A 19,483-nucleotide genomic window follows, 5' to 3' on the forward strand; every position below is an offset into this window, starting at 1 on the left:
CTGTCGAATAGCTTGATTCAATCGTGTTTATCCTCTATGCGTGCGGCACTGGGCCGATATAATGCGGCCCTTTGCCGGCTATCCGTTTGGGTAGCTGTGAACCGGCTCCCGGTGCCGCCTCGCCGCGTCGTTTTGCAGCCGTTCGGCCGCAGTCCTCTGGAAGAGATCTATGAAAAGCGCAGAAATCCGTGAAGCCTTCCTCCGCTTCTTCGAAGAGAAGGGTCACACTCGCGTGGCCTCCAGTTCGCTGATTCCCGCGAACGATCCGACACTGCTGTTTACCAACGCCGGTATGAATCAGTTCAAGGACTGCTTCCTCGGGCTGGAAAAGCGCGCCTATACCCGCGCCACCACCAGCCAGAAATGCGTACGCGCCGGCGGCAAGCACAACGACCTGGAGAACGTCGGCTATACCGCCCGCCATCACACCTTCTTCGAGATGCTCGGCAACTTCAGTTTTGGCGACTATTTCAAGCGCGACGCGATCACCTTCGCCTGGGAGTTCTTGACGTCCGATAAATGGCTGAGCCTGCCGAAAGAAAAGCTCTGGGTCACCGTCTACGCCAGCGATGACGAAGCCTATGACATCTGGACAAAAGAGGTCGGCGTGCCGGCCGAGCGCATGGTTCGCATCGGTGACAACAAGGGGGCGCCGTACGCGTCGGACAACTTCTGGGCCATGGGCGACACCGGCCCGTGCGGTCCGTGCACCGAGATTTTCTTCGACCACGGCGAGCACATCTGGGGCGGTCCGCCCGGCTCGCCGGAGGAAGATGGCGATCGCTACATCGAGATCTGGAACAACGTCTTCATGCAGTTCAACCGGACCGCCGATGGCGTGATGCATCCGCTGCCGGCGCCGAGTGTCGACACCGGTATGGGCCTGGAGCGCATCAGTGCGGTGCTGCAACACGTCAACTCGAACTACGAGATCGACCTCTTCCAGAGCTTGCTGAATGCCGCCGCTCAGGCCATCGGGTGCGGCAACGAGGGTCAGGCTTCGCTCAAGGTGGTTGCTGACCACATCCGCTCTTGTGGCTTCCTGATTGCCGACGGCGTGACGCCATCCAATGAGGGGCGCGGTTATGTGCTTCGCCGCATCGTTCGTCGCGCCTGCCGCCATGGCAACAAGCTCGGTGCCAAGGGCAGCTTCTTTCACAAGATCGTCGCCGCGCTGGTGGCTGAGATGGGCGACGCTTTCTCCGAGCTGAAAACCCAGCAGGCGCACATAGAACGCGTGCTGAAAACCGAAGAGGAGCAGTTCGCCAAGACGCTGGAACAGGGTCTGAGGATCCTCGAACAGGATCTGGCTGATCTTCAGGGAAGCGTGATTCCGGGCGAAGTGATATTCAAGCTGTATGACACCTACGGTTTTCCGGTGGACCTGACCGGCGACATCGCCCGTGAGCGTGAGCTGACGCTGGACGAAGAAGGGTTTGAGCGCGAGATGCAGGCGCAGCGCGAGCGGGCGCGTTCGGCCAGTGCCTTTGGGATGGACTACAACAGCCTGGTCAAGGTCGAGGGCGAAACGCGTTTCACGGGTTACCTCGGTACATCCGGCAGCGGTAAGGTGCTGGCGCTGTTCAAGGAAGGCATGGCGGTGCAGAGCCTGTCGGCGGGCGAGGAGGGCATGGTCGTGCTCGACCAGACGCCGTTCTACGCCGAGTCAGGTGGGCAGGTGGGCGATTGCGGATACCTTTCGGCGGACGGTCTGCGCTTCGATGTGCGTGACACCAGCAAGGCCGGCGGTGCGTTCCTGCACCACGGCATTCTGGACAGTGGCAGCCTGCAGGTCGGTGCGACCGTCGAAGCTACGGTCGACGCATCAGTACGTCAATCCACTGCGCTGAACCACTCGGCAACTCACCTCCTGCACGCGGCTCTGCGCCAGATTCTCGGTGAGCATGTCAGTCAGAAAGGGTCGTTGGTCGACAGTCAGCGGCTGCGCTTCGACTTCAGCCATTTTGAGGCGATTAGGCCTGAACAGTTGAAGGCCCTGGAAGACAAGGTCAATGCCGAAATTCGCGGCAATACGGCAGTGGAGATCGAGGAAACCGACATCGAAACGGCCAAGAGCAAGGGCGCTATGGCTCTGTTTGGCGAAAAGTATGGGGACCAGGTGCGCGTATTGACCATGGGGGGCGGCTTCTCGGTCGAGCTGTGCGGCGGAACTCACGTCCAACGTACCGGAGACATCGGTCTGTTCAAGATCATCAGCGAAGGTGGTGTGGCTGCGGGTGTGCGACGCATTGAGGCGGTTACCGGCGAGCATGCGCTGGCCTATCTGAACACTGCGGAAGAGCAGCTGAAAGAAGCAGCATCGCTGCTCAAAGGCAGCCGTGACAATGTGCTGGGCAAGCTGGGCGCCGTTCTCGAGCGCAATCGGCAGTTGGAAAAGGAACTCGAGCAGCTCAAGGCCAAAGCGGCCAGCGCCACCGGCAATGACCTGGCCAGTGCCGCCGTCGAGGTGAAGGGTGTGAAAACCCTGGCCGCGCGCGTGGATGGGCTGGATGGCAGGGCGCTGCTGGCGTTGGTCGATCAACTGAAGAACAAGCTTGGCAGCGGCGTCATTCTGCTCGGTGGCGTGCAGGATGAAAAAGTCGTACTGGTCGCTGGCGTCACGCAGGATCTCACCGGCCGTTTGAAGGCCGGCGATCTGATGAGACAGGCTGCAGCGGTCGTTGGTGGCAAAGGGGGTGGCCGCCCGGATATGGCGCAAGGCGGTGGCAGCGACGCGAGTCGCCTCGACGAAGCCTTGGCCATTGCCGCGGCGTTCGTCGAGCAGGGCGTGTAAGCAGGAGCGTGTCAGGTTCGGTTGGTCACGATGGGCTGTTTGTCCGGGGTCTACGTCGGTCAGGGGCTGGTCCGGTTGCTCTCCGTAGGCACTTTGCGATGCTGGGTTATTGTTTAATAAGCGCCCTTGACGGGCTTAGGCGGCGATGAGATGGCTTTGATCGTACAGAAGTTTGGAGGTACCTCGGTGGGCTCCGTCGAGCGCATCGAGCGAGTGGCGGCGAAGGTCAAAAAATTCCGTGATAATGGAGACGACATTGTCGTGGTGGTCTCGGCCATGAGCGGTGAAACCAACCGGCTGATCGATCTTGCCAAACAGATCAGCGAACAGCCGGTCGCCCGCGAGTTGGATGTGATGGTATCGACGGGCGAGCAGGTCACTATCGCTCTGCTCGCGATGGCGCTGATGAAGATCGGCGTGCCAGCGGTGTCCTATACGGGTGCCCAAATCCGCATCCTGACCGACAGTGCCCATACCAAAGCACGCATTCTGCAGATCGATTCGCAGCAGATTCAGAAGGAGCTCAAGGCCGGGCGAGTCGTTGTCGTGGCCGGATTCCAAGGTGTGGATGAAGCCGGCAATATCACTACGCTTGGCCGTGGCGGTTCAGACACCACTGGTGTGGCTCTCGCTGCAGCGTTGAAGGCAGACGAGTGCCAGATCTATACCGATGTCGATGGGGTTTACACGACCGACCCTCGCGTCGTCACCAAGGCGCAGCGCCTGGACAAGATCACCTTCGAAGAAATGCTTGAAATGGCAAGTCTCGGGTCGAAAGTGTTACAGATTCGCGCCGTGGAATTCGCAGGTAAATACAGCGTTCCGTTGCGCGTGTTGCACAGTTTTCAAGAGGGTCCAGGAACCCTCATTACCCTTGATGAAGAGGAATCCATGGAACAGCCCATCATTTCCGGCATCGCTTTCAATCGTGATGAAGCCAAGCTGACCATTCGTGGCGTGCCGGATACCCCCGGGGTGGCCTTCAAGATCCTTGGCCCGGTCAGTGCGGCCAATGTCGAGGTGGACATGATCGTGCAGAACGTCGCGCACGATAAGACCACGGATTTCACCTTCACTGTCCATCGGAACGATTACCATAACGCGCTGCAAGTGCTGGAGGGTATCGCCCGTGAGATGGGTGCCCGCGAGGTCATTGGTGATATCGACGTCGCCAAGGTATCGATTGTCGGCGTGGGTATGCGCTCTCATGCGGGCGTCGCGAGTCGGATGTTTGAGGCACTGGCGAAGGAGAACATCAACATACAGATGATCTCTACTTCTGAAATCAAGGTCTCGGTAGTGATTGAGGAGAAGTACCTGGAATTGGCGGTACGGGCATTGCACACCGCATTCGAGCTGGATGCTCCCGCTGGCAAGGGGGAATGACCTGCTGGCTGCGACTGATTCGAGCCTTCCGTCGATTTCGCCGGGGGTAAGGGAACTTTAGCGTCGTTGTTACTGGTCAATAGCTGGTGAAAGGCTCTAGCTCGATGTTTCACGGAACATTATCCGTCTTTATCTTTGCAGACTGTTTACTGAATTGAATCCGTTTTAAGGAGAAAGGAATGCTGATTCTGACTCGCCGGGTCGGAGAGACCCTGATGGTGGGTGACGATGTGACTGTCACTGTGCTGGGTGTCAAAGGAAATCAAGTGCGTATAGGAGTGAATGCACCCAAAGAGGTAGCGGTGCATCGCGAGGAGATTTATCAACGGATCCAGAAAGAAAAAGATCAAGAACCAAGCCATTAATATTTATGTAATTTCTGGCTTTGCAAGCGGGGCGAAGATGGGTATCATGCGCCCCGTGTTGCGGAGAGGTGGCCGAGTGGCCGAAGGCGCTCCCCTGCTAAGGGAGTACATCTCAAAAGGGTGTCGGGGGTTCGAATCCCCCCCTCTCCGCCATTTTGCATGATTGGGTTGTGGGTCGGTTTTAGCGATGCGGTTTGATAAAAAACGTTGAACCAAAAGGCTTGACCATCGGATTCACAAACTTATAATGCGCAGCCTCAGTGCACTCATAGCTCAGCTGGATAGAGTACTCGGCTACGAACCGAGCGGTCGGAGGTTCGAATCCTCCTGAGTGCACCATTTTTTCGGATCTCAGAAATGAGGTTCGTGTTGTAGCCAGCGGTGACCTGGTTTATCAATCGCCTTTGCACTCATAGCTCAGCTGGATAGAGTACTCGGCTACGAACCGAGCGGTCGGAGGTTCGAATCCTCCTGAGTGCACCAAAAATCAGAAAAGGGCCTGCAGCGATGCAGGCCCTTTTTTCGTTTGTGGAGTCAGCGTTTCCCCCGGACGCAGCCGTTTTCATCGAAGGTGACGGTGCGTGTCCTGCCTTGGTCGTTGCGGTAGCGGTACTGCATCTGGCCATTGCGAGTGGCCACTGTGTCAGGTCTGCCGAAGGTGCTCTCGATATCGGCGCGGGTCATGCCGGGATGAATCTGTTTTTTGATCAGCGCCTCTCGCCTTTCGCTCCCGGTTATGCGATTTCCGCATCCGTCATCCTGAGCGCCTATAACGGTAAGGCTTCGCGCCGACTCTTCCTTTGACGTCTTGCGTCGTCCCTGAGATTTGGCCAGAGGTACGGCTTTGCCGGAGCTGGGTGTAGGATTCACCGCCTCTTGAATCTGAGCGGTCTGATCGATCGGGCACCCCTGCCGAGTAAACGTGAGGTTGCCTGCGGCGTCGCTGCAGCGATAGATGCTTGCAGCAAGCGTTGGGATGGTAGAGAGGAGCAGGGCACAGCAGCTTCCTGCGATCAGTTTGTTCATGGTCGTCCTCCTTGACGATGGGTCGAGCCAGCCTAGCCAAATACCGCTTGGCTCGCAGCGGTGCCTTTCCATAACGTGAATGCGTCCACATTAATAATAGCGCGACCCTTCGGCGGCGGCGGCAGCGACGCGCAAGCGATTGTATTACCTGTATTTCGCGGTCGTGCCTCAGGGTTGCGGTGGTATTATTGCGCGGTCCGCCCATTCGGGCTTCTGGATCCGCCTCATGGATTTGCCCAGTAGTCGTAAACCCTCGCTTGCCAATCACGTTTTGAATGATTGATCCCTTGGCGCGCTCCAACCGCTGGGGGTGGAGTGCGCCATGACTGAAGTAGAAGTAAAAAAGCCGCAGGAAAGTCTCCAGGATCGTCTGGCGCAAGTCGTCGAGCTGCTCCACCGGCACCGGATCGTCGAGGATCTGGCGCATCGTCAGAGTCAGGAAGGGCAGCATCAGGATCTTGTCGAGAACCTGGTGCATCGCCAGAATCTCGTTGAACTGCAGCGCAAGCTGGAGGCGCTGCACCCCGCTGACATCGCGCATATCCTCGAAGCTTTGCCGCTCGACGATCGCCTGACGGTCTGGCAGCTGGTCAAGTCCGATCGCGATGGCGACATCTTGCTCGAGGTTTCCGACGCGGTCCGCGAGACGCTGATCGCTGACATGGACGATCACGAGCTCCTCGCTGCGGCCAAGGAAATGGACGCAGACGAACTGGCGGACCTGGCGGCCGAGTTGCCCAGAGACGTCGTTCACGAGCTAATGGAAACGCTCGATGCGCAACAGCGTGAGCGTGTCCGCTCGGCCCTGTCTTATGAGGAGGATCAGGTTGGCGCGCTGATGGACTTCGAGATGGTCACGATCCGCGAGGACGTAAGCCTTGAAGTCGTGCTGCGATACCTGCGGCGGCTGAAGGAGCTACCCGGCCATACTGACAAGTTGTTCGTGGTCGATTACGACGGCGTGCTCAAGGGCGTTCTACCGATCAAGCGATTGCTGGTTAATGATCCGGAGCGGCATGTGGCTGAGGTGATGGCCAGTGATCCGGTGACGTTCCATCCGGATGAGGATGCGTATGAGGCGGCCCAGGCATTCGAGCGCTATGACTTGGTTTCGACACCGGTAGTAGACAAAAGCGGCAAGCTTATCGGGCGCCTGACCATTGACGAGATGGTTGACCTGATTCGTGAGGAGAGCGAAAGCGAAGTGCTCAACATGGCGGGTCTGCGCGAAGAAGAAGATATCTTCGCCTCGGTCTGGAAATCGCTGCGTAACCGTTGGGCCTGGCTTGCAGTCAATCTCATTACAGCCTTTGTTGCCTCGCGTGTGATCGGCCTATTCGATGGCTCGATCGAGAAGCTGGTTGCATTGGCTGCGCTGATGCCGATAGTCGCTGGCATTGGCGGTAATTCCGGCAATCAGACCATCACCATGATTGTTCGGGCAATGGCCCTGGATCAGATGGGTACCGGCAACAGCGCTCGCTTGCTGCGCAAGGAGGCCGGTGTCGGGATGCTGAATGGCTTGATATGGGGCGGAGTTGTCGGCATCGTGGTCTATTGGCTATACGGCAGCTGGTCGCTGGGCGTGGTGATGACTGCGGCGATGACCCTGAACCTATTGCTCGCGGCCTTGATGGGCGTGCTGATACCGGTGACGCTGGCGCGCATGGGGCGAGACCCGGCGCTGGGTGCCAGTGTCATGATTACAGCTGTGACCGATAGTGGCGGTTTCTTTATTTTTCTCGGTCTTGCGACCGTTTTTCTGCTCTGATCGCTTTCATTTGCGGCGGCTTGGCGTTTGCCTTGCACCTGTTTTTCGGGCTACTGTTCGGAGGTTTCGCTTTGGCGAAGCCTTTTAACTCGTGCAAATAACAGGCGGCCCGAGCTGCTGACTGAAAGGGAATCCCGATGACCCCCAGCGAACTCCTGCTTGAAGGCGTCGAACTTATGCTATTTGGCTTAGGTTCTGTCTTCATCTTCCTTGTTTTGTTGATTGTTTGCATTCGCCTGATGTCCTTTGTGATCGGCCGCTTCGACAGTGCGCCGACAGCTCAGGCTGTCTCCGTCAGGCCTGCGTCTGTGGCGACCGAAATTGACACCGACCTTCTTGCAGCCATTCAGGCCGCCGTTCATCAGCACCGCGCTCGTCGCGGTTGACCCTGGATAGGGAGTTCCTTCCATGAATTCTGTTAAACAGCCGCTCGGCATAACCGACGTGGTGCTACGTGATGCGCACCAGTCTATTCTGGCCACCCGCGTTCGCCTTGAAGACATGCTGCCGATTGCCGGCAAGCTCGACCAGGTGGGGTTCTGGTCGGTTGAATCCTGGGGCGGCGCGACCTTCGATGCGTGCATTCGTTATCTTGGCGAAGATCCCTGGGAGCGCATCCGCGAACTGAAGAAAGCGATGCCCAACACTCGGCAGCAAATGCTGCTACGTGGCCAGAACCTGCTGGGCTATCGCCATTACGCCGATGATGTGGTTGAAAAGTTCGTCGAGCGAGCCGCGGCTAACGGCGTCGACGTGTTCCGTGTGTTCGATGCGATGAACGATCCACGCAACCTGGAAACCGCTTTGCGCGCGGTCAAGCTGCAGGGCAAGCATGCTCAAGGTACCATTTCCTACACCACCAGCCCGGTGCATACCCTGGCGATGTGGGTCGATCTGGCCAAGCAGATCGAGGACATGGGTGCCGACTCTGTGGCGATCAAGGACATGGCCGGCATTCTCACGCCGTATACGGCCTATGAGCTGGTATCGCGCTTGAAGGCAAGCCTGTCCATCCCGATCCATATGCAGTGTCACGCCACGGCTGGCCTGTCCACAGCTGCCATTCTCAAAGCTGTCGAGGCGGGCATCGATAATGTCGATACAGCCATTTCCTCCCTCTCGATGACCTATGGCCATTCGCCAACCGAGTCGGTGGTGGCGATCTTCCAGGGCACCGAGCATGATACCGGGCTCGATCTGCTGCTGCTGGAGGAGATCGCTGCGTACTTTCGCGAAGTGCGCAAGAAGTACGCAAAGTTCGAAGGCACGCTCAAGGGCGTCGACTCGCGCATCCTTGTGGCTCAGGTGCCGGGCGGCATGCTGACCAATATGGAAGGTCAATTGAAGGAACAGGGCGCACTCGACAAGTTCGATGAAGTGCTCGCCGAGATTCCTCGCGTTCGTGAAGATCTCGGGTTCATTCCGTTAGTAACGCCGACTTCGCAAATCGTCGGCACACAGGCCGTCATCAACGTGCTCACCGGCGAGCGCTTCAAATCCATTACCAAGGAAACCGCAGGCATCCTCAAGGGCGAGTACGGAGCGGCACCTGCCCCGTTCAATATCGAACTGCAGCAGCGCGTCCTCGACGGTGCAGACGTCATCACCTGCCGCCCTGCCGACCTGCTGCAGCCGGAAATGGAGAAGCTAACGGCCGAGCTGAAGGGATTGGCGCAGGAAAAAGGCATCAAGCTGGCCCAGAACGAGATTGACGACGTTCTCACCTATGCGTTGTTTCCTCAGATCGGCCTTAAATTCCTTGAAAACCGAGGCAATGCCTCTGCTTTCGAACCGGTGCCGACCGGCAAGCAGCAAGCGCCACGGGAGGCGGGCATGCCCGAGGTCTACACCGTCGAAGTCAACGGCAAGTCTTTCGTCGTTCAGGTCAATGAAGGCGGCGATATCGAGGGTATCAAGGCTGTTGGCAGTGGCTCGGCCGTCCCGTCGACAGTCGCTAACGCGCCAGCGTCTGGTACAGGCGAACCTCAACCGGCTCCGTTGGCTGGCAATATCTTCAAGGTCCTCGTGCAGCCCGGTCAACTGGTTCAGGAAGGAGAGCTGGTGATCATCCTCGAAGCCATGAAGATGGAAACTGAAATCCGTGCGTTCAAAGCTGGCACCGTCTCAGGTGTGAACGTCAAGGTCGGCGACGCGGTGTCGGTGGGCGATAGCCTGCTGACCATCGCTTAAGGAGCGCTGAATGGACAAGTTGCTCAAGCTGTGGCACAGCACAGGTCTCTATCATATAGAGCCCGGTCAGCTGCTGATGATCGTGGTGTGCCTGGGGCTGATCTATCTGGCAATTCGCAAGGGGTTCGAACCCTTGCTGTTGATCCCGATCGGATTCGGCGGCGTGCTTGCCAATATCCCCGTCGCCAACATGGCCGAAGGTGCAGGCATCCTCCATCTGTTCTACGAGGTCGGGCTGCCGACCAGTGTGTTCCCGTTGCTGATCTTCATGGGCGTCGGCGCCATGACAGACTTCGGGCCAATGCTGGCTAACCCCAAGACCCTGCTGCTCGGTGCGGCAGCGCAATTCGGTATCTTCGCCACCTTGCTTGGTGCCTTGTCGCTGGCTGCAATGGGGGTTCCGGGGATGGAATTCACACTGCGTGAGGCTGCTTCGATTGCGATCATTGGCGGTGCAGACGGTCCCACTTCAATCTTCGTGACGGCAAAGCTCGCGCCGCATCTGCTGGGGCCGATTGCTGTCGCGGCTTATTCTTACATGGCGCTGGTTCCGTTGATTCAGCCACCCATCATGCGAGCGCTGACGACCAAGGAAGAACGCGCCATCGTGATGACGCAGCTGCGTCATGTTGGCCAGGCCGAAAAGATCGTCTTCCCGCTCATGCTTGCGTTGATGGTGGGTTTGCTGCTGCCGGATGCCGCGCCGCTAGTAGGCATGTTCGCCTTTGGTAACCTGTTGCGCGAGTGCGGGGTCGTGGATCGTCTGGCCGACACCTCACGTAACGCGCTGATCAACATCGTGACCATCGCGCTGGGGCTGACTGTCGGTTCCAAGCTGTCCGCCGAAGCCTTTCTGCAGATGAAGACCCTTGGGATCTTGCTGCTTGGAATGGTTGCCTTCTGTGGCGGTACGGCGGCGGGCGTGCTGATGGCCAAGGTCATGAACATGTTCAGCGCGAACAAGATCAACCCGCTGATCGGGTCGGCCGGCGTTTCGGCAGTGCCAATGGCGGCGAGAGTGTCGAACCGGGTCGGGCTTGAGGCGAACCCACAGAATTTCCTGCTCATGCATGCCATGGGCCCGAACGTAGCGGGGGTGATTGGTTCGGCTGTTGCTGCGGGGATCCTACTAAGTTTTGTAGGCTAGCGCGTCTGCTGATGTGCGGGGGGGAAAGAGGCACGAGAAATGCCTACGCAGCTGATACGGCGTAGGCATTTTCGTTGTGCGCCAGGCATGGCGGCGGCGTAGCGGGGTAAGGTGGCAACGATTACCAAAGCCCAATACTTGCGTGGAGCGCTACGACGTAAATCCGACAGGCATAAGCAGAAGGTCGCGCGAATTACCCTGGGAGATCTGTTTGCCTGCCATGTGCTACCGGCACAGTGGGGTGACGGGATGGGCGAGCAGAAGTCAGCCGAGGCTGTAGTAGTTGCTCGAAACTGGAGCAACGAAGGGCTGAACCTGCCATGAGTGGACAGTCGGGTGTGATCTCTGCCGGATCGTAGAGCAGGAACTCCGCGCAGCGGGGTCGAGACCATCAGGAGGTAGGAGCCGGAAGCTCCGCTGGCCGGTCTGGGCGCTTAGGTACCGCAGGCGACACATCAACGGAACCAAGCTCGCTGACGCTGTTTGTCAGCAGGCAGGAGCCGCAGCCGCCGTATACGGAACCGTAGGTACGGTGGCGTAAGAGGACGGCGGGATAACCCCGCCTCCTACTCGATTCATGTTGCTGGCAAATCCACCCTATCGCCAGGTGGGTAGCGCCAAATGCAAACCACCTGTCGTGCTGTCAGGACGGTTTGACCTGGTCATCCGTACTGAGCAGATTCAACCGTCTTCTTTCGTAGCTTCGGCATCCTGCGCGATAAGGGCGATCAGTGCGTTTTGCTGGCGGTGGGCCAACTGGCGGAAGCGTTGCAGCAGTTCGCGCTCATGCAACGACAGCTCCGGGCTATCCAGGCGCATTGCAGAATCGTCATCAAGCGCGCCTTCTTGAAGAAGGCTTTGCTCTAGGCGGGCAATGATTTCGGAGTTCATGCTTCGATGGTGGTTCCGCGCAACCTCTGCAATGCGCTCTCGCATTCCGTCTGGGAGCCGAACCACGAATTTGTCAGCCGTACGGCTGGAGTAAACTGCCTGCTTCATTGGGCGCATAGTAAACCGGTTAGTCAGGTGGGCGATGGTGGCTTATTGCTGTTTTAGTCACCGGTCTGACACCAAACAGCGCATGCTGTTCCACGACCCGCGAAAAAGATGCTGGACAACTTAATGACGCCAATTATACGGCGAAAGCAGTAGGAGTAAAGGTCCTGTGGTGGCCAATAGCCTTTTATTGTGATCCAGCGCTTATCTCGTCTGAGTGGTTCGTCGCTAGCGCAGCATTGGGTCGAATTTGATTCGCCGACCTAGCAACAGCGTAATCGTAAACAGCACTGCGAATACCACTGTGCCGCCTGTCACAAGCGTATCCCAGAACTCAGGAAGGGTTGAGCCGATGCTCAGGGCGCCGCACAGCATGCCGAGCGCAAGGAATAGATATCCGTAAATAGACATTTTTCATCTCCGATAAAGCCTGGCATGCAGCCACCCTGCTTTAGAAAATCCAGCGCTGTGCCTGAGCGGGCTTGCTTGGCGCGTTGCTGCTGATGGTGCTCGCCGGCACAGAAAGCCCAGGTGAGGTCACCTGGGAGGGGTTCGGTGCTGTCTTCAGAGGGTCCGCTGTTGGCATGTTCTGAAGCAGCGGAATCGCGACAGCGGCCAAAAGGGCGGTACTGAGCAGGTAGGCTGGACGTGGCATCGGCGTCTCCTTCGCGTTATGGTCCTGTAATTAAGCACCTCTCGTGCCAATAGTTCATTGAGAAATAGTCAATATATATCAATGGCTTATGCGTTATATTCAGATGCCTCCAGTGCGCTTTGCAAGATTATTGCTTTGTCGGTCATGCAAAATGCAGGGCGCTGTGTGCTGTCGCGGTCCGCTGTTGGATGTGGCTGCTTTATAAGTGGGGCGGGCATGACAAACGAGCCAATGCCCGCTAACATGCTGCCGCCCGCGTGTCCCAGTAGCTCAATTGGATAGAGCATCCCCCTCCTAAGGGGAAGGTTGTGAGTTCAAACCTCGCCTGGGACGCCACATGAGTGCATTTGTCCACTGGCCCAGATGGATATTTCCTGCAAGCCATTGCGTTAGGTCTGCTTCGACGGCCTATCTTCGTGCTGGTTGAAGCCGGCTTCGGCCCCTCCGATGCCGGCTATTCCGGCAACTGGCGCTTAGTCCCCTAGTATCACTGTCACAGCTGCACGGACGCTCAGCGGTTCCATAGCGGACGGCGGACCAGCGCGTCTTTTTCACGCTGCTGCCACGTGTTGGACAAGGCGTGCCATTGCCGTCGTCGTTGCTGCCACCGATTGGCTCGATTTCTGTCTCAGCCGACTGCTCAGGTGCCATCAACACGTACGGAATGCCGGATGGTTCAGGCCTTCCCAGGTTTCTGGTCGTATGCGGGCGCGCCTGCGGGGGCAGACACGGCGCGCTGCCACCGTGCTCTGTTCCGCAGCGCTGGGGTATATGAAAATGGCTGAGTCGCCGTTAGCTTTGGTTGCGAGATGACGAGTGGGCGGCGGTAGAGAGGGCTGCTACCGATGAACGCCGACGGGTCGCGTGCGCATTGCTATGTCAGCTAAACCGGTCGGTCACCTGATCACGTCGGGCTTCGCGTTGTAGCTGATAGACGAACCGTTCAACCTGTCTCTGCGTTAAACCGCTGATTCGATGGAAGCGTATCCCGCAGAACGTCAGACCAAGTTTTTCATCGTGGATAGCGTGCCGCAGCTCAGCTGCGGTTGTGATGGTGCCGGAAGGCAAGTCTACTGAGAGTTGCTCATAGACTTGGCCAGGCTGTAGGCCGGCTTGTAGATTGCCTGGGAAGCTCAGCTTGCAGCCTGTTGCCGACAAATCCAGTACCTTGCCCACCAGAGGTTTGCTGATCGTCTTTCCGTTCAGTTGCGCTGCGATTGGCTGGCCGCTCAGTGTGGCGCGATAGGCATTTCGCCGCTGGTGATAGAGAATTTCGCCTGGCAGATGAGCCCAATAGCAGCGCGCATCGTCCAGTTCGCCAAGATGTACTGGGTGCGGATTGTTCCAGGCAATTCGCACGCCCTCATAAAAGCCTTCAATTTGGAAAGCTTCTCCTGATGCCATCAGTCGCTCACCATCGCTAGGAATCAGCTCGTCTAACGCAAGCCAGCCCTTTTCGCGGTTTATCTCTACCAGGTAAGTCTGGTATCGCTGAGTGCGCTCGGCAAAACGGACCTGTAGTGGAATATGGTTATCCAGCAGGGAGCGCAGATTCGCCTGGATTTCGACTGGAGTCTTGAGTATCCGAGGGGGCTGAGGGCCCTCTCCCTCGGCGAAAGGGCTAGACACTTGGCGTTGCTCTCCGGCAGGTAACGACGACAGCCGCATGATAGCACTTTGATGCTGTACCGCTGCGGATGGTTCAGGCCTGGCTGAGGGGGCGATGACGAGTGCTTTTGGCGGCCGTTCCCCGGCGATCGTACAAGTCCGGGGTATGGGAGGTGCCTTGCAGTATTTGCAGCATGGTGCCTACGGCGCTCTGGTTGGCCCGGATAAGCTTGCCATTGCGCTCATTGGCTTTGCGGCAGCCCTCAAGAATGACCTCCAGCTGTTCTGCCTGGGAAAGGATTTCGTCGCCAATCTCCGAACCTGCGGCAAACTGTGCCAAACCGTTCCGGTCGGCGCTCAACTGTGCCCTCGCTAATGCCTGGCTGCGTAATGTGCCGTGTTGGCCCAAAAGTGCCAGCAGTGCCTGCTTTTGCGTGAGCAATTGCTCCAGCCCACCGAGATTATGCTCAGCGAGCGCCAGATATTCCGCATCGGTGAGCTCGCGTAGCGTTCGGGCGGTGTCGATATCGTTGGTCAGTTGCTGAAGCAATTCGGAATCTAGCATAGTGGCCTCTGTTGCACTCACGCCTGTTCGCATTGGTGTCAGGCTCAGCGCTGGCTTTCGAACGACAGTAGCTTCGATGCTACTCGCTGGCTGTCCACCTGATAGCTGCCATCGGCGATTGCCTGCTTGATCTGAGCAACACGCTCTTGATCAACGGCGGGCTGCTGGTTCAACTTCTCGGTGGTCTGCTGAAGGCGCCGGGCTTCGGGGCTCAGCTGAACGCTCTCCCCCGATACCGGGCTGTTGCCGGTGGTCTTTACTTCGTCAGTAGAGGGCTGCTGAGCCGTTGGTCGCTCAGTGTTCTGGACGCTGCTGCTACGCCCATTGCTGGTTGAATTGACGGCGCTGTTAGGCCGATTGAAATCGATAACCATGATCGAAACCTCGAATAAGTCAGGGCGCTTGCCTGCTTTTCGGCAAATCCAAATAAAACTTTAGTCTTTTTTCATACAAGCGGCTGGCGTAGCGGCGCCCGGCTTCACATTACGACTTCTACCTGCCCGGGACCAACGACGCGGGCTTTGATCGTTCGTCCGGATCGCTGATTTTTGACCCGGATCTGAACGCCGAGTGCGCCATCGGACAGCGCTTCGCCCGGCATTCTCACATTTATCGTCGAATTTTTCGCGCTGATTACCACCTGGTCGCCTTTTCGGACTATTTCAGCTGCAGATAAGTAGGTGGGGGCTAGCACCTGGTCGGGTAGGGCGCTGCGGGTAATCTTATTGCCCAGCACTTGATCGAACGAGGTCAGATAGCCCTGATTGAGCAAGCTGACGTCGCGCTCGGCAAGGGCGACATCGGCTAGCGCTACGACACTCGCTCGAGCCAGGGGCCGTCTGGCTACGATTACTTCACGGAACAAATGGACCTGTGCAGGAACGAAAACGGACCAGGGCGAAGTAGCTTCACAGCTAACTCGCACGGTAATGCGACCAACGGGTTGTGCCGGACTTTCGAGTCTGGTCGTCAATGCTTGATCGCAGGCCGCCAGGCGTAGGCGCGGGTCCAGCCTGTTCAGCTCGATTTCATGGCGAGCCTGGATTTGACTACGCTGTAAATAGTCAGTGACTTCCTGCTCAAGGAAAGCGCGAGTCGCGTCGATAAGCTGTTCAGGTCGCGTAAAGCTTGCTGAGTCAGCCAGCTGGCTCAGCCCGCACGAAGTCGCCAACAGAAACGTTTGGAAAAGCGTCTTGCACGGATGCCGGAAAAAAGTCGTCTGTTTGCTCATGTCTGGGTTAAAGCAAGGGACGTGCCGTTTGCTGGCCGCTCAGAAACTGGCTGGGACAGGCGCGACAGGTATTGTGCAAAATTGGTGGTGGCGATGCATGCCACTTCAGCGCCAGATAGCCTGAGCTACAGATGTCTGCCCGTCCATCTTACACGCAAGAGGAAACTGGCATGGCCGGTGTATTGGATTCGGTTAACCAGCGTACCCAGCTGGCGGGACAGAACCGTTTGGAGCTGCTGCTGTTCAGACTGGACGGCAAGCAGCTTTATGGCATCAACGTGTTCAAGGTCAAAGAGGTGCTGCAGTGCCCTCGGCTCACGGTCATGCCTCGGTCGAGCCCGGTGGTGAGAGGGGTGGCGAACATTCGGGGAAGCACGCTTTCTATCCTCGATCTGTCCGCTGCTACCGGAAAGCCAACGCTACAGGATTTGCCCAATAGTTTTGCCATCATTGTCGAATACAACACTAAGGTGCTTGGTTTTCTGGTCCGCTCGGTGGAGCGGATAGTCAACATGAACTGGGAAGATATCCTTCCGCCCCCTAAAGGTGTTGGGCATGATCATTACTTGACCGCCGTGACCCACCTCGATGGGCAAATGGTCGAGATTATCGACGTGGAAAAAGTTCTGGCCGAGGTCGCACCTGTTTCAGAGCAGCTGTCGGTCAGCATTGCCGACGAGGCAACCAGTAGCAAGGCATCAGCTAGCCGGGTCCTGATTGTTGATGACTCGGCTGTCGCGCGAAAACAGATTATTCGTTGTCTACAAAATTTGGGAATCGAGGTGGTTGCGCGCAACGATGGCCGTGAGGCGCTGGACTACCTTCGAGAACTGGTAGCAGAGGGAAAAAAACCATCCGATGAATTCGTGATGATGATTTCCGATATCGAAATGCCAGAAATGGATGGCTACTCCCTGACGACGGAGGTTCGTCAGGATCCGGCTATGCGTGATATGCACATTCTACTGCATACTTCGCTTTCCGGTGTGTTCAACCAGAGCATGGTCAGGCGGGTCGGAGCGGATGATTTTCTCGCCAAGTTTCAGGCAGATGAGCTGGTCAATCGAGTGATAGAGCGAATCCGGGCTACGGATAAGAAGTGAGGCTTCGTCCTCTCCATACGACTGGTGGGCATTATTAGTGTCAGGTGATCCGGATTTCGATCAGTTCCGAATATTCCTTGAGAAGACGTGCGGTATTCTGCTGGGCAGCAACAAGCAGTACCTGGTGTCCAGCAGATTGAACAAGCTTATGGGGCAGCAAGGGCTCAAAACGCTTGGCGATTTGGTCAGCAAGATTCAGTCCCAGCCGCGTAGCGGTCTGCGCGAGCAGGTCGTGGACGCCATGACAACCAACGAGACGCTCTGGTTTCGTGACGCCTATCCCTTTGAGGTGATGAAAAGCCGCGTTCTGCCTGAATTGCTGAAAAATGCGCCGGGACAGCGCTTGCGCATCTGGTCGGCGGCCTGTTCATCGGGGCAGGAACCGTACTCATTGTCGATGGCCATCGATGAATTCGAGCGAGCGAGCCCAAGCCAGCCGAAACCGGCCGTGCAGATCGTGGCTACCGAATTGTCAGGGACCATGCTCGCGGCATCCAAGGCAGCCGAATATGACAGCCTAGCCATCGCGCGAGGCTTGTCCAGCGAGCGTCTGCAACGTTATTTCGAGGTGAAAAGTCCGGGTCGTTGGGTGGTTAAGCCGGCAATTCGTAGTCGTGTCGAGTTTCGGGTGCAGAACCTTCTCGACAGCTATGCAGTGCTTGGCAAGTTCGATGTGGTGTTCTGCCGCAACGTGCTGATTTATTTTTCCGCTGATGTAAAAAAAGACATCCTCAAGCGAATTCACGCGACGTTGAAGCCAGGCGGGTATCTCTTTCTGGGAGCATCCGAAGCGCTGAACGGCCTTCCTGAGCTGTACCAGATGGTGCAATGCAGCCCGGGCATCATCTACAAGGCGAAGTAATGGTTCATCCGTGGCAAAAGGCGGCAAGAAACTGTCGCTATGGGCGGAATGAGCGGCAAATATAGGGGTCACGCTTTGCCGCTTTTGACACCTGGTCCAATCTCCTCTTTATAAAAAGTTTATAAATCAGTTGGTTGCAGAAATGGCATGGCCTTTGCTATGAGTTTGCCAAGCAGACTTGTATCCGGCAAAGGGCTAGATCATGAGCATCAGTTTCGACCAGGCACTCGGCATCCATGAGAAGGCGCTCGGCTTTCGCGCTCAGCGTGCCGAGGTGCTTGCCAACAACATTGCCAACGCTGACACCCCCAACTACAAGGCGCGTGATCTGGATTTCAGCTCGGTGCTTGCTGCGCAGCACAGCAAGAATCAGGGTGGGTTCGGCGTCGCCGTGACCAGCAGCAAGCATATTGCCGCCGAAGGCATGGAGATTGCCGATCCCGGCTTGCGTTTCCGCACGCCGGCGCACGCTTCGCTCGATCAAAATACTGTTGATGCCCAGGTTGAGCAAGCCGCCTATGCCGAGAACGCCATCGACTTTCAGGCAAGTTTCACCTTGCTCAACAGTAAATTGCGTGGGCTCATGAGCGCCCTGCGCGGCGAATAACAGGAGCAAAAACCATGTCTCTTAGTAGCGTATTCAACATTGCCGGCAGCGGCATGAGCGCCCAGAGCACTCGCCTGAACACCATATCGAGCAACATTGCTAACGCCGAAACGGTTTCTTCCAGCGTCGACCAGACCTACCGTGCGCGCCATCCGGTGTTCGCCACCCTGCTTCAACAGGCCAACGGAGAGCCCAATCAATCACTCTTCGCTGAGCAGGACCAGGCGGGCGCAGGTGTTCAGGTGCTAGGCGTCGTTGAGGACCAGAGCGAGCTGCAAGCCCGGTACGAGCCCAACCACCCGGCTGCGAATGAGGAGGGGTATGTGTATTACCCGAACGTCAACGTGGTGGAGGAAATGGCCGACATGATTTCTGCCAGCCGGTCGTTTCAAACCAATGCCGAGCTGATGAACACGGCCAAGACCATGTTGCAGAAAGTATTGACCCTGGGCCAGTAACCACTACGAGATATAGCCATGAGCACGACAGGCGGCGTCAGCGGTACCGGCTCGGTACTTGACCAATACCAGATCAAAGATCGCGAAGTTAAAAGCAACGACCTCGGCAAGAACGAGTTTCTCGAACTGCTGGTCGCCCAACTGAACAACCAGAACCCGCTGGAGCCTCAGGAGAACGGCGAGTTCATCGCCCAGCTGGCGCAGTTCAGCACCGTTGAAGGTGTGGAGAAGCTGAACTCCAGCATGGAAACCATCCTGTCGGGCTATCAGTCCTCCCAGGCGCTTCAGGCATCTTCGCTGGTTGGTCGCAAAGTGATCGTGCCGACCGATAAAGCGGTTGTGGATACCAGCGAAACCTTCAAGGCCAGCATCGTGCTTCCCACATCGAGCAGCAACGTTGCGGTCAACGTCTATGACAGCGCCGGTACCGTGGTGAACCGGATCAACATGGGGCAGCAAGAGGCCGGCAACGTTTCGTTCATGTGGGACGGCAAGGACTCGAACGGCAACACCTTGCCGCCGGGTACCTATAAATTCGAAGCACAAGCTGCCTACCAAGGCGAGACCAAGGGGTTGTACACCCTGCTTCCCGCCAACGTAGACAGCGTCACGCTTGGACAGAACGGCGGGGAGCTGATGCTCAATCTGGCCGGCGTCGGCAGCATCGGGCTGTCGCAAGTCCAGGTCATCGGTCAGTAACTACCGGCGCGCCCGGTAAC

At 57.4% G+C, this 19,483-nt stretch carries 19 protein-coding genes and 4 tRNA genes; 16 read left to right on the top strand and 7 right to left on the bottom strand.

Going from position 1 to position 19,483, the window contains the following annotated elements:
- Positions 1-169: 169 nt before the first annotated feature.
- From alaS to NA637_RS12870, 6 genes are all read left to right on the top strand, one after another.
- Positions 170-2,794, top strand: a complete 2,625-nt coding sequence (alaS, locus tag NA637_RS12845) for an alanine--tRNA ligase (protein ID WP_256072642.1) — start codon at positions 170-172, stop codon at positions 2,792-2,794.
- A 150-nt stretch (positions 2,795-2,944) separates the two neighbouring features.
- Positions 2,945-4,180 carry an aspartate kinase gene (locus tag NA637_RS12850; protein WP_256072643.1) on the top strand — a complete coding sequence of 412 codons (1,236 nt, stop codon included), beginning with the start codon at positions 2,945-2,947 and terminating at the stop codon, positions 4,178-4,180.
- A 179-nt stretch (positions 4,181-4,359) separates the two neighbouring features.
- Positions 4,360-4,545 carry a carbon storage regulator CsrA gene (csrA, locus tag NA637_RS12855; RefSeq protein WP_003283978.1) on the top strand — a complete coding sequence of 62 codons (186 nt, stop codon included), beginning with the start codon at positions 4,360-4,362 and terminating at the stop codon, positions 4,543-4,545.
- A gap of 62 nt (positions 4,546-4,607) precedes the next feature.
- Positions 4,608-4,698, top strand: a tRNA-Ser gene (locus NA637_RS12860).
- A 109-nt stretch (positions 4,699-4,807) separates the two neighbouring features.
- Positions 4,808-4,884, top strand: a tRNA-Arg gene (locus tag NA637_RS12865).
- A 67-nt stretch (positions 4,885-4,951) separates the two neighbouring features.
- Positions 4,952-5,028: transfer RNA gene (locus tag NA637_RS12870), tRNA-Arg, on the top strand.
- A 51-nt stretch (positions 5,029-5,079) separates the two neighbouring features.
- Here NA637_RS12870 and NA637_RS12875 read toward each other — a convergent pair.
- A complete protein-coding gene (locus NA637_RS12875; RefSeq protein WP_256072644.1) occupies positions 5,080-5,571 on the bottom strand; it encodes a DUF4124 domain-containing protein in 492 nt (163 codons plus the stop codon).
- 322 nt (positions 5,572-5,893) lie between these two features.
- Here NA637_RS12875 and mgtE point away from each other — a divergent pair, with 322 nt between their 5' ends.
- The 4 genes from mgtE to NA637_RS12895 all read left to right on the top strand — a co-directional run bounded on the left by mgtE (position 5,894) and on the right by NA637_RS12895 (position 10,679).
- Entirely contained in the window at positions 5,894-7,342 is a 1,449-nt protein-coding gene (gene mgtE, locus NA637_RS12880; protein WP_256072645.1) for a magnesium transporter, read from the top strand.
- Between the two features lie 137 nt (positions 7,343-7,479).
- Entirely contained in the window at positions 7,480-7,728 is a 249-nt protein-coding gene (locus NA637_RS12885; RefSeq protein ID WP_256072646.1) for an OadG family protein, read from the top strand.
- 22 nt (positions 7,729-7,750) lie between these two features.
- Entirely contained in the window at positions 7,751-9,532 is a 1,782-nt protein-coding gene (oadA, locus tag NA637_RS12890; protein WP_256072647.1) for a sodium-extruding oxaloacetate decarboxylase subunit alpha, read from the top strand.
- Between the two features lie 10 nt (positions 9,533-9,542).
- On the top strand, positions 9,543-10,679 hold the full coding sequence (locus NA637_RS12895) for a sodium ion-translocating decarboxylase subunit beta (RefSeq protein WP_256072649.1): 1,137 nt from the start codon (positions 9,543-9,545) through the stop codon (positions 10,677-10,679).
- 681 nt (positions 10,680-11,360) lie between these two features.
- Here the strand turns inward: NA637_RS12895 and NA637_RS12900 are convergent.
- Together NA637_RS12900 and NA637_RS12905 are read right to left on the bottom strand one after the other, a co-directional pair.
- Positions 11,361-11,687, bottom strand: a complete 327-nt coding sequence (locus tag NA637_RS12900; RefSeq protein ID WP_256072650.1) for an Arc family DNA-binding protein — start codon at positions 11,685-11,687, stop codon at positions 11,361-11,363.
- A gap of 216 nt (positions 11,688-11,903) precedes the next feature.
- Complete coding sequence (locus NA637_RS12905; protein ID WP_256072651.1) at positions 11,904-12,086, bottom strand: PA3371 family protein; 183 nt, start codon at positions 12,084-12,086, stop codon at positions 11,904-11,906.
- Positions 12,087-12,589: 503 nt separating this feature from the next.
- Here NA637_RS12905 and NA637_RS12910 point away from each other — a divergent pair.
- A tRNA-Arg gene (locus NA637_RS12910) sits at positions 12,590-12,666 on the top strand.
- A 543-nt stretch (positions 12,667-13,209) separates the two neighbouring features.
- Here NA637_RS12910 and NA637_RS12915 read toward each other — a convergent pair.
- The 4 genes from NA637_RS12915 to flgA all read right to left on the bottom strand — a co-directional run bounded on the left by NA637_RS12915 (position 13,210) and on the right by flgA (position 15,734).
- Positions 13,210-13,959, bottom strand: coding sequence for a flagellar brake protein (locus tag NA637_RS12915; protein WP_336605501.1), 750 nt, complete (start codon positions 13,957-13,959; stop codon positions 13,210-13,212).
- A gap of 73 nt (positions 13,960-14,032) precedes the next feature.
- Entirely contained in the window at positions 14,033-14,503 is a 471-nt protein-coding gene (locus tag NA637_RS12920; RefSeq protein ID WP_256072679.1) for a flagella synthesis protein FlgN, read from the bottom strand.
- Positions 14,504-14,547: 44 nt separating this feature from the next.
- Entirely contained in the window at positions 14,548-14,877 is a 330-nt protein-coding gene (gene flgM, locus NA637_RS12925; RefSeq protein ID WP_256072656.1) for a flagellar biosynthesis anti-sigma factor FlgM, read from the bottom strand.
- A 104-nt stretch (positions 14,878-14,981) separates the two neighbouring features.
- Entirely contained in the window at positions 14,982-15,734 is a 753-nt protein-coding gene (gene flgA, locus NA637_RS12930) for a flagellar basal body P-ring formation chaperone FlgA (RefSeq protein WP_256072657.1), read from the bottom strand.
- A gap of 170 nt (positions 15,735-15,904) precedes the next feature.
- On the opposite strand from flgA, the gene NA637_RS12935 reads away from it, so the two are divergent.
- The 5 genes from NA637_RS12935 to flgD all read left to right on the top strand — a co-directional run bounded on the left by NA637_RS12935 (position 15,905) and on the right by flgD (position 19,463).
- Entirely contained in the window at positions 15,905-16,837 is a 933-nt protein-coding gene (locus NA637_RS12935) for a chemotaxis protein CheV (protein WP_256072658.1), read from the top strand.
- A gap of 37 nt (positions 16,838-16,874) precedes the next feature.
- Positions 16,875-17,699 carry a CheR family methyltransferase gene (locus tag NA637_RS12940; RefSeq protein WP_256072660.1) on the top strand — a complete coding sequence of 275 codons (825 nt, stop codon included), beginning with the start codon at positions 16,875-16,877 and terminating at the stop codon, positions 17,697-17,699.
- Between the two features lie 202 nt (positions 17,700-17,901).
- A complete protein-coding gene (flgB, locus tag NA637_RS12945; protein WP_256072662.1) occupies positions 17,902-18,306 on the top strand; it encodes a flagellar basal body rod protein FlgB in 405 nt (134 codons plus the stop codon).
- A gap of 14 nt (positions 18,307-18,320) precedes the next feature.
- On the top strand, positions 18,321-18,764 hold the full coding sequence (flgC, locus tag NA637_RS12950; RefSeq protein WP_256072663.1) for a flagellar basal body rod protein FlgC: 444 nt from the start codon (positions 18,321-18,323) through the stop codon (positions 18,762-18,764).
- 18 nt (positions 18,765-18,782) lie between these two features.
- A complete protein-coding gene (gene flgD / locus NA637_RS12955) occupies positions 18,783-19,463 on the top strand; it encodes a flagellar hook assembly protein FlgD (RefSeq protein WP_256072664.1) in 681 nt (226 codons plus the stop codon).
- Positions 19,464-19,483 lie beyond the last annotated feature (20 nt).

Source organism: Stutzerimonas stutzeri, from assembly GCF_024448935.1.
GTDB classification, from domain to species: Bacteria; Pseudomonadota; Gammaproteobacteria; order Pseudomonadales; family Pseudomonadaceae; genus Stutzerimonas; species Stutzerimonas stutzeri_AO.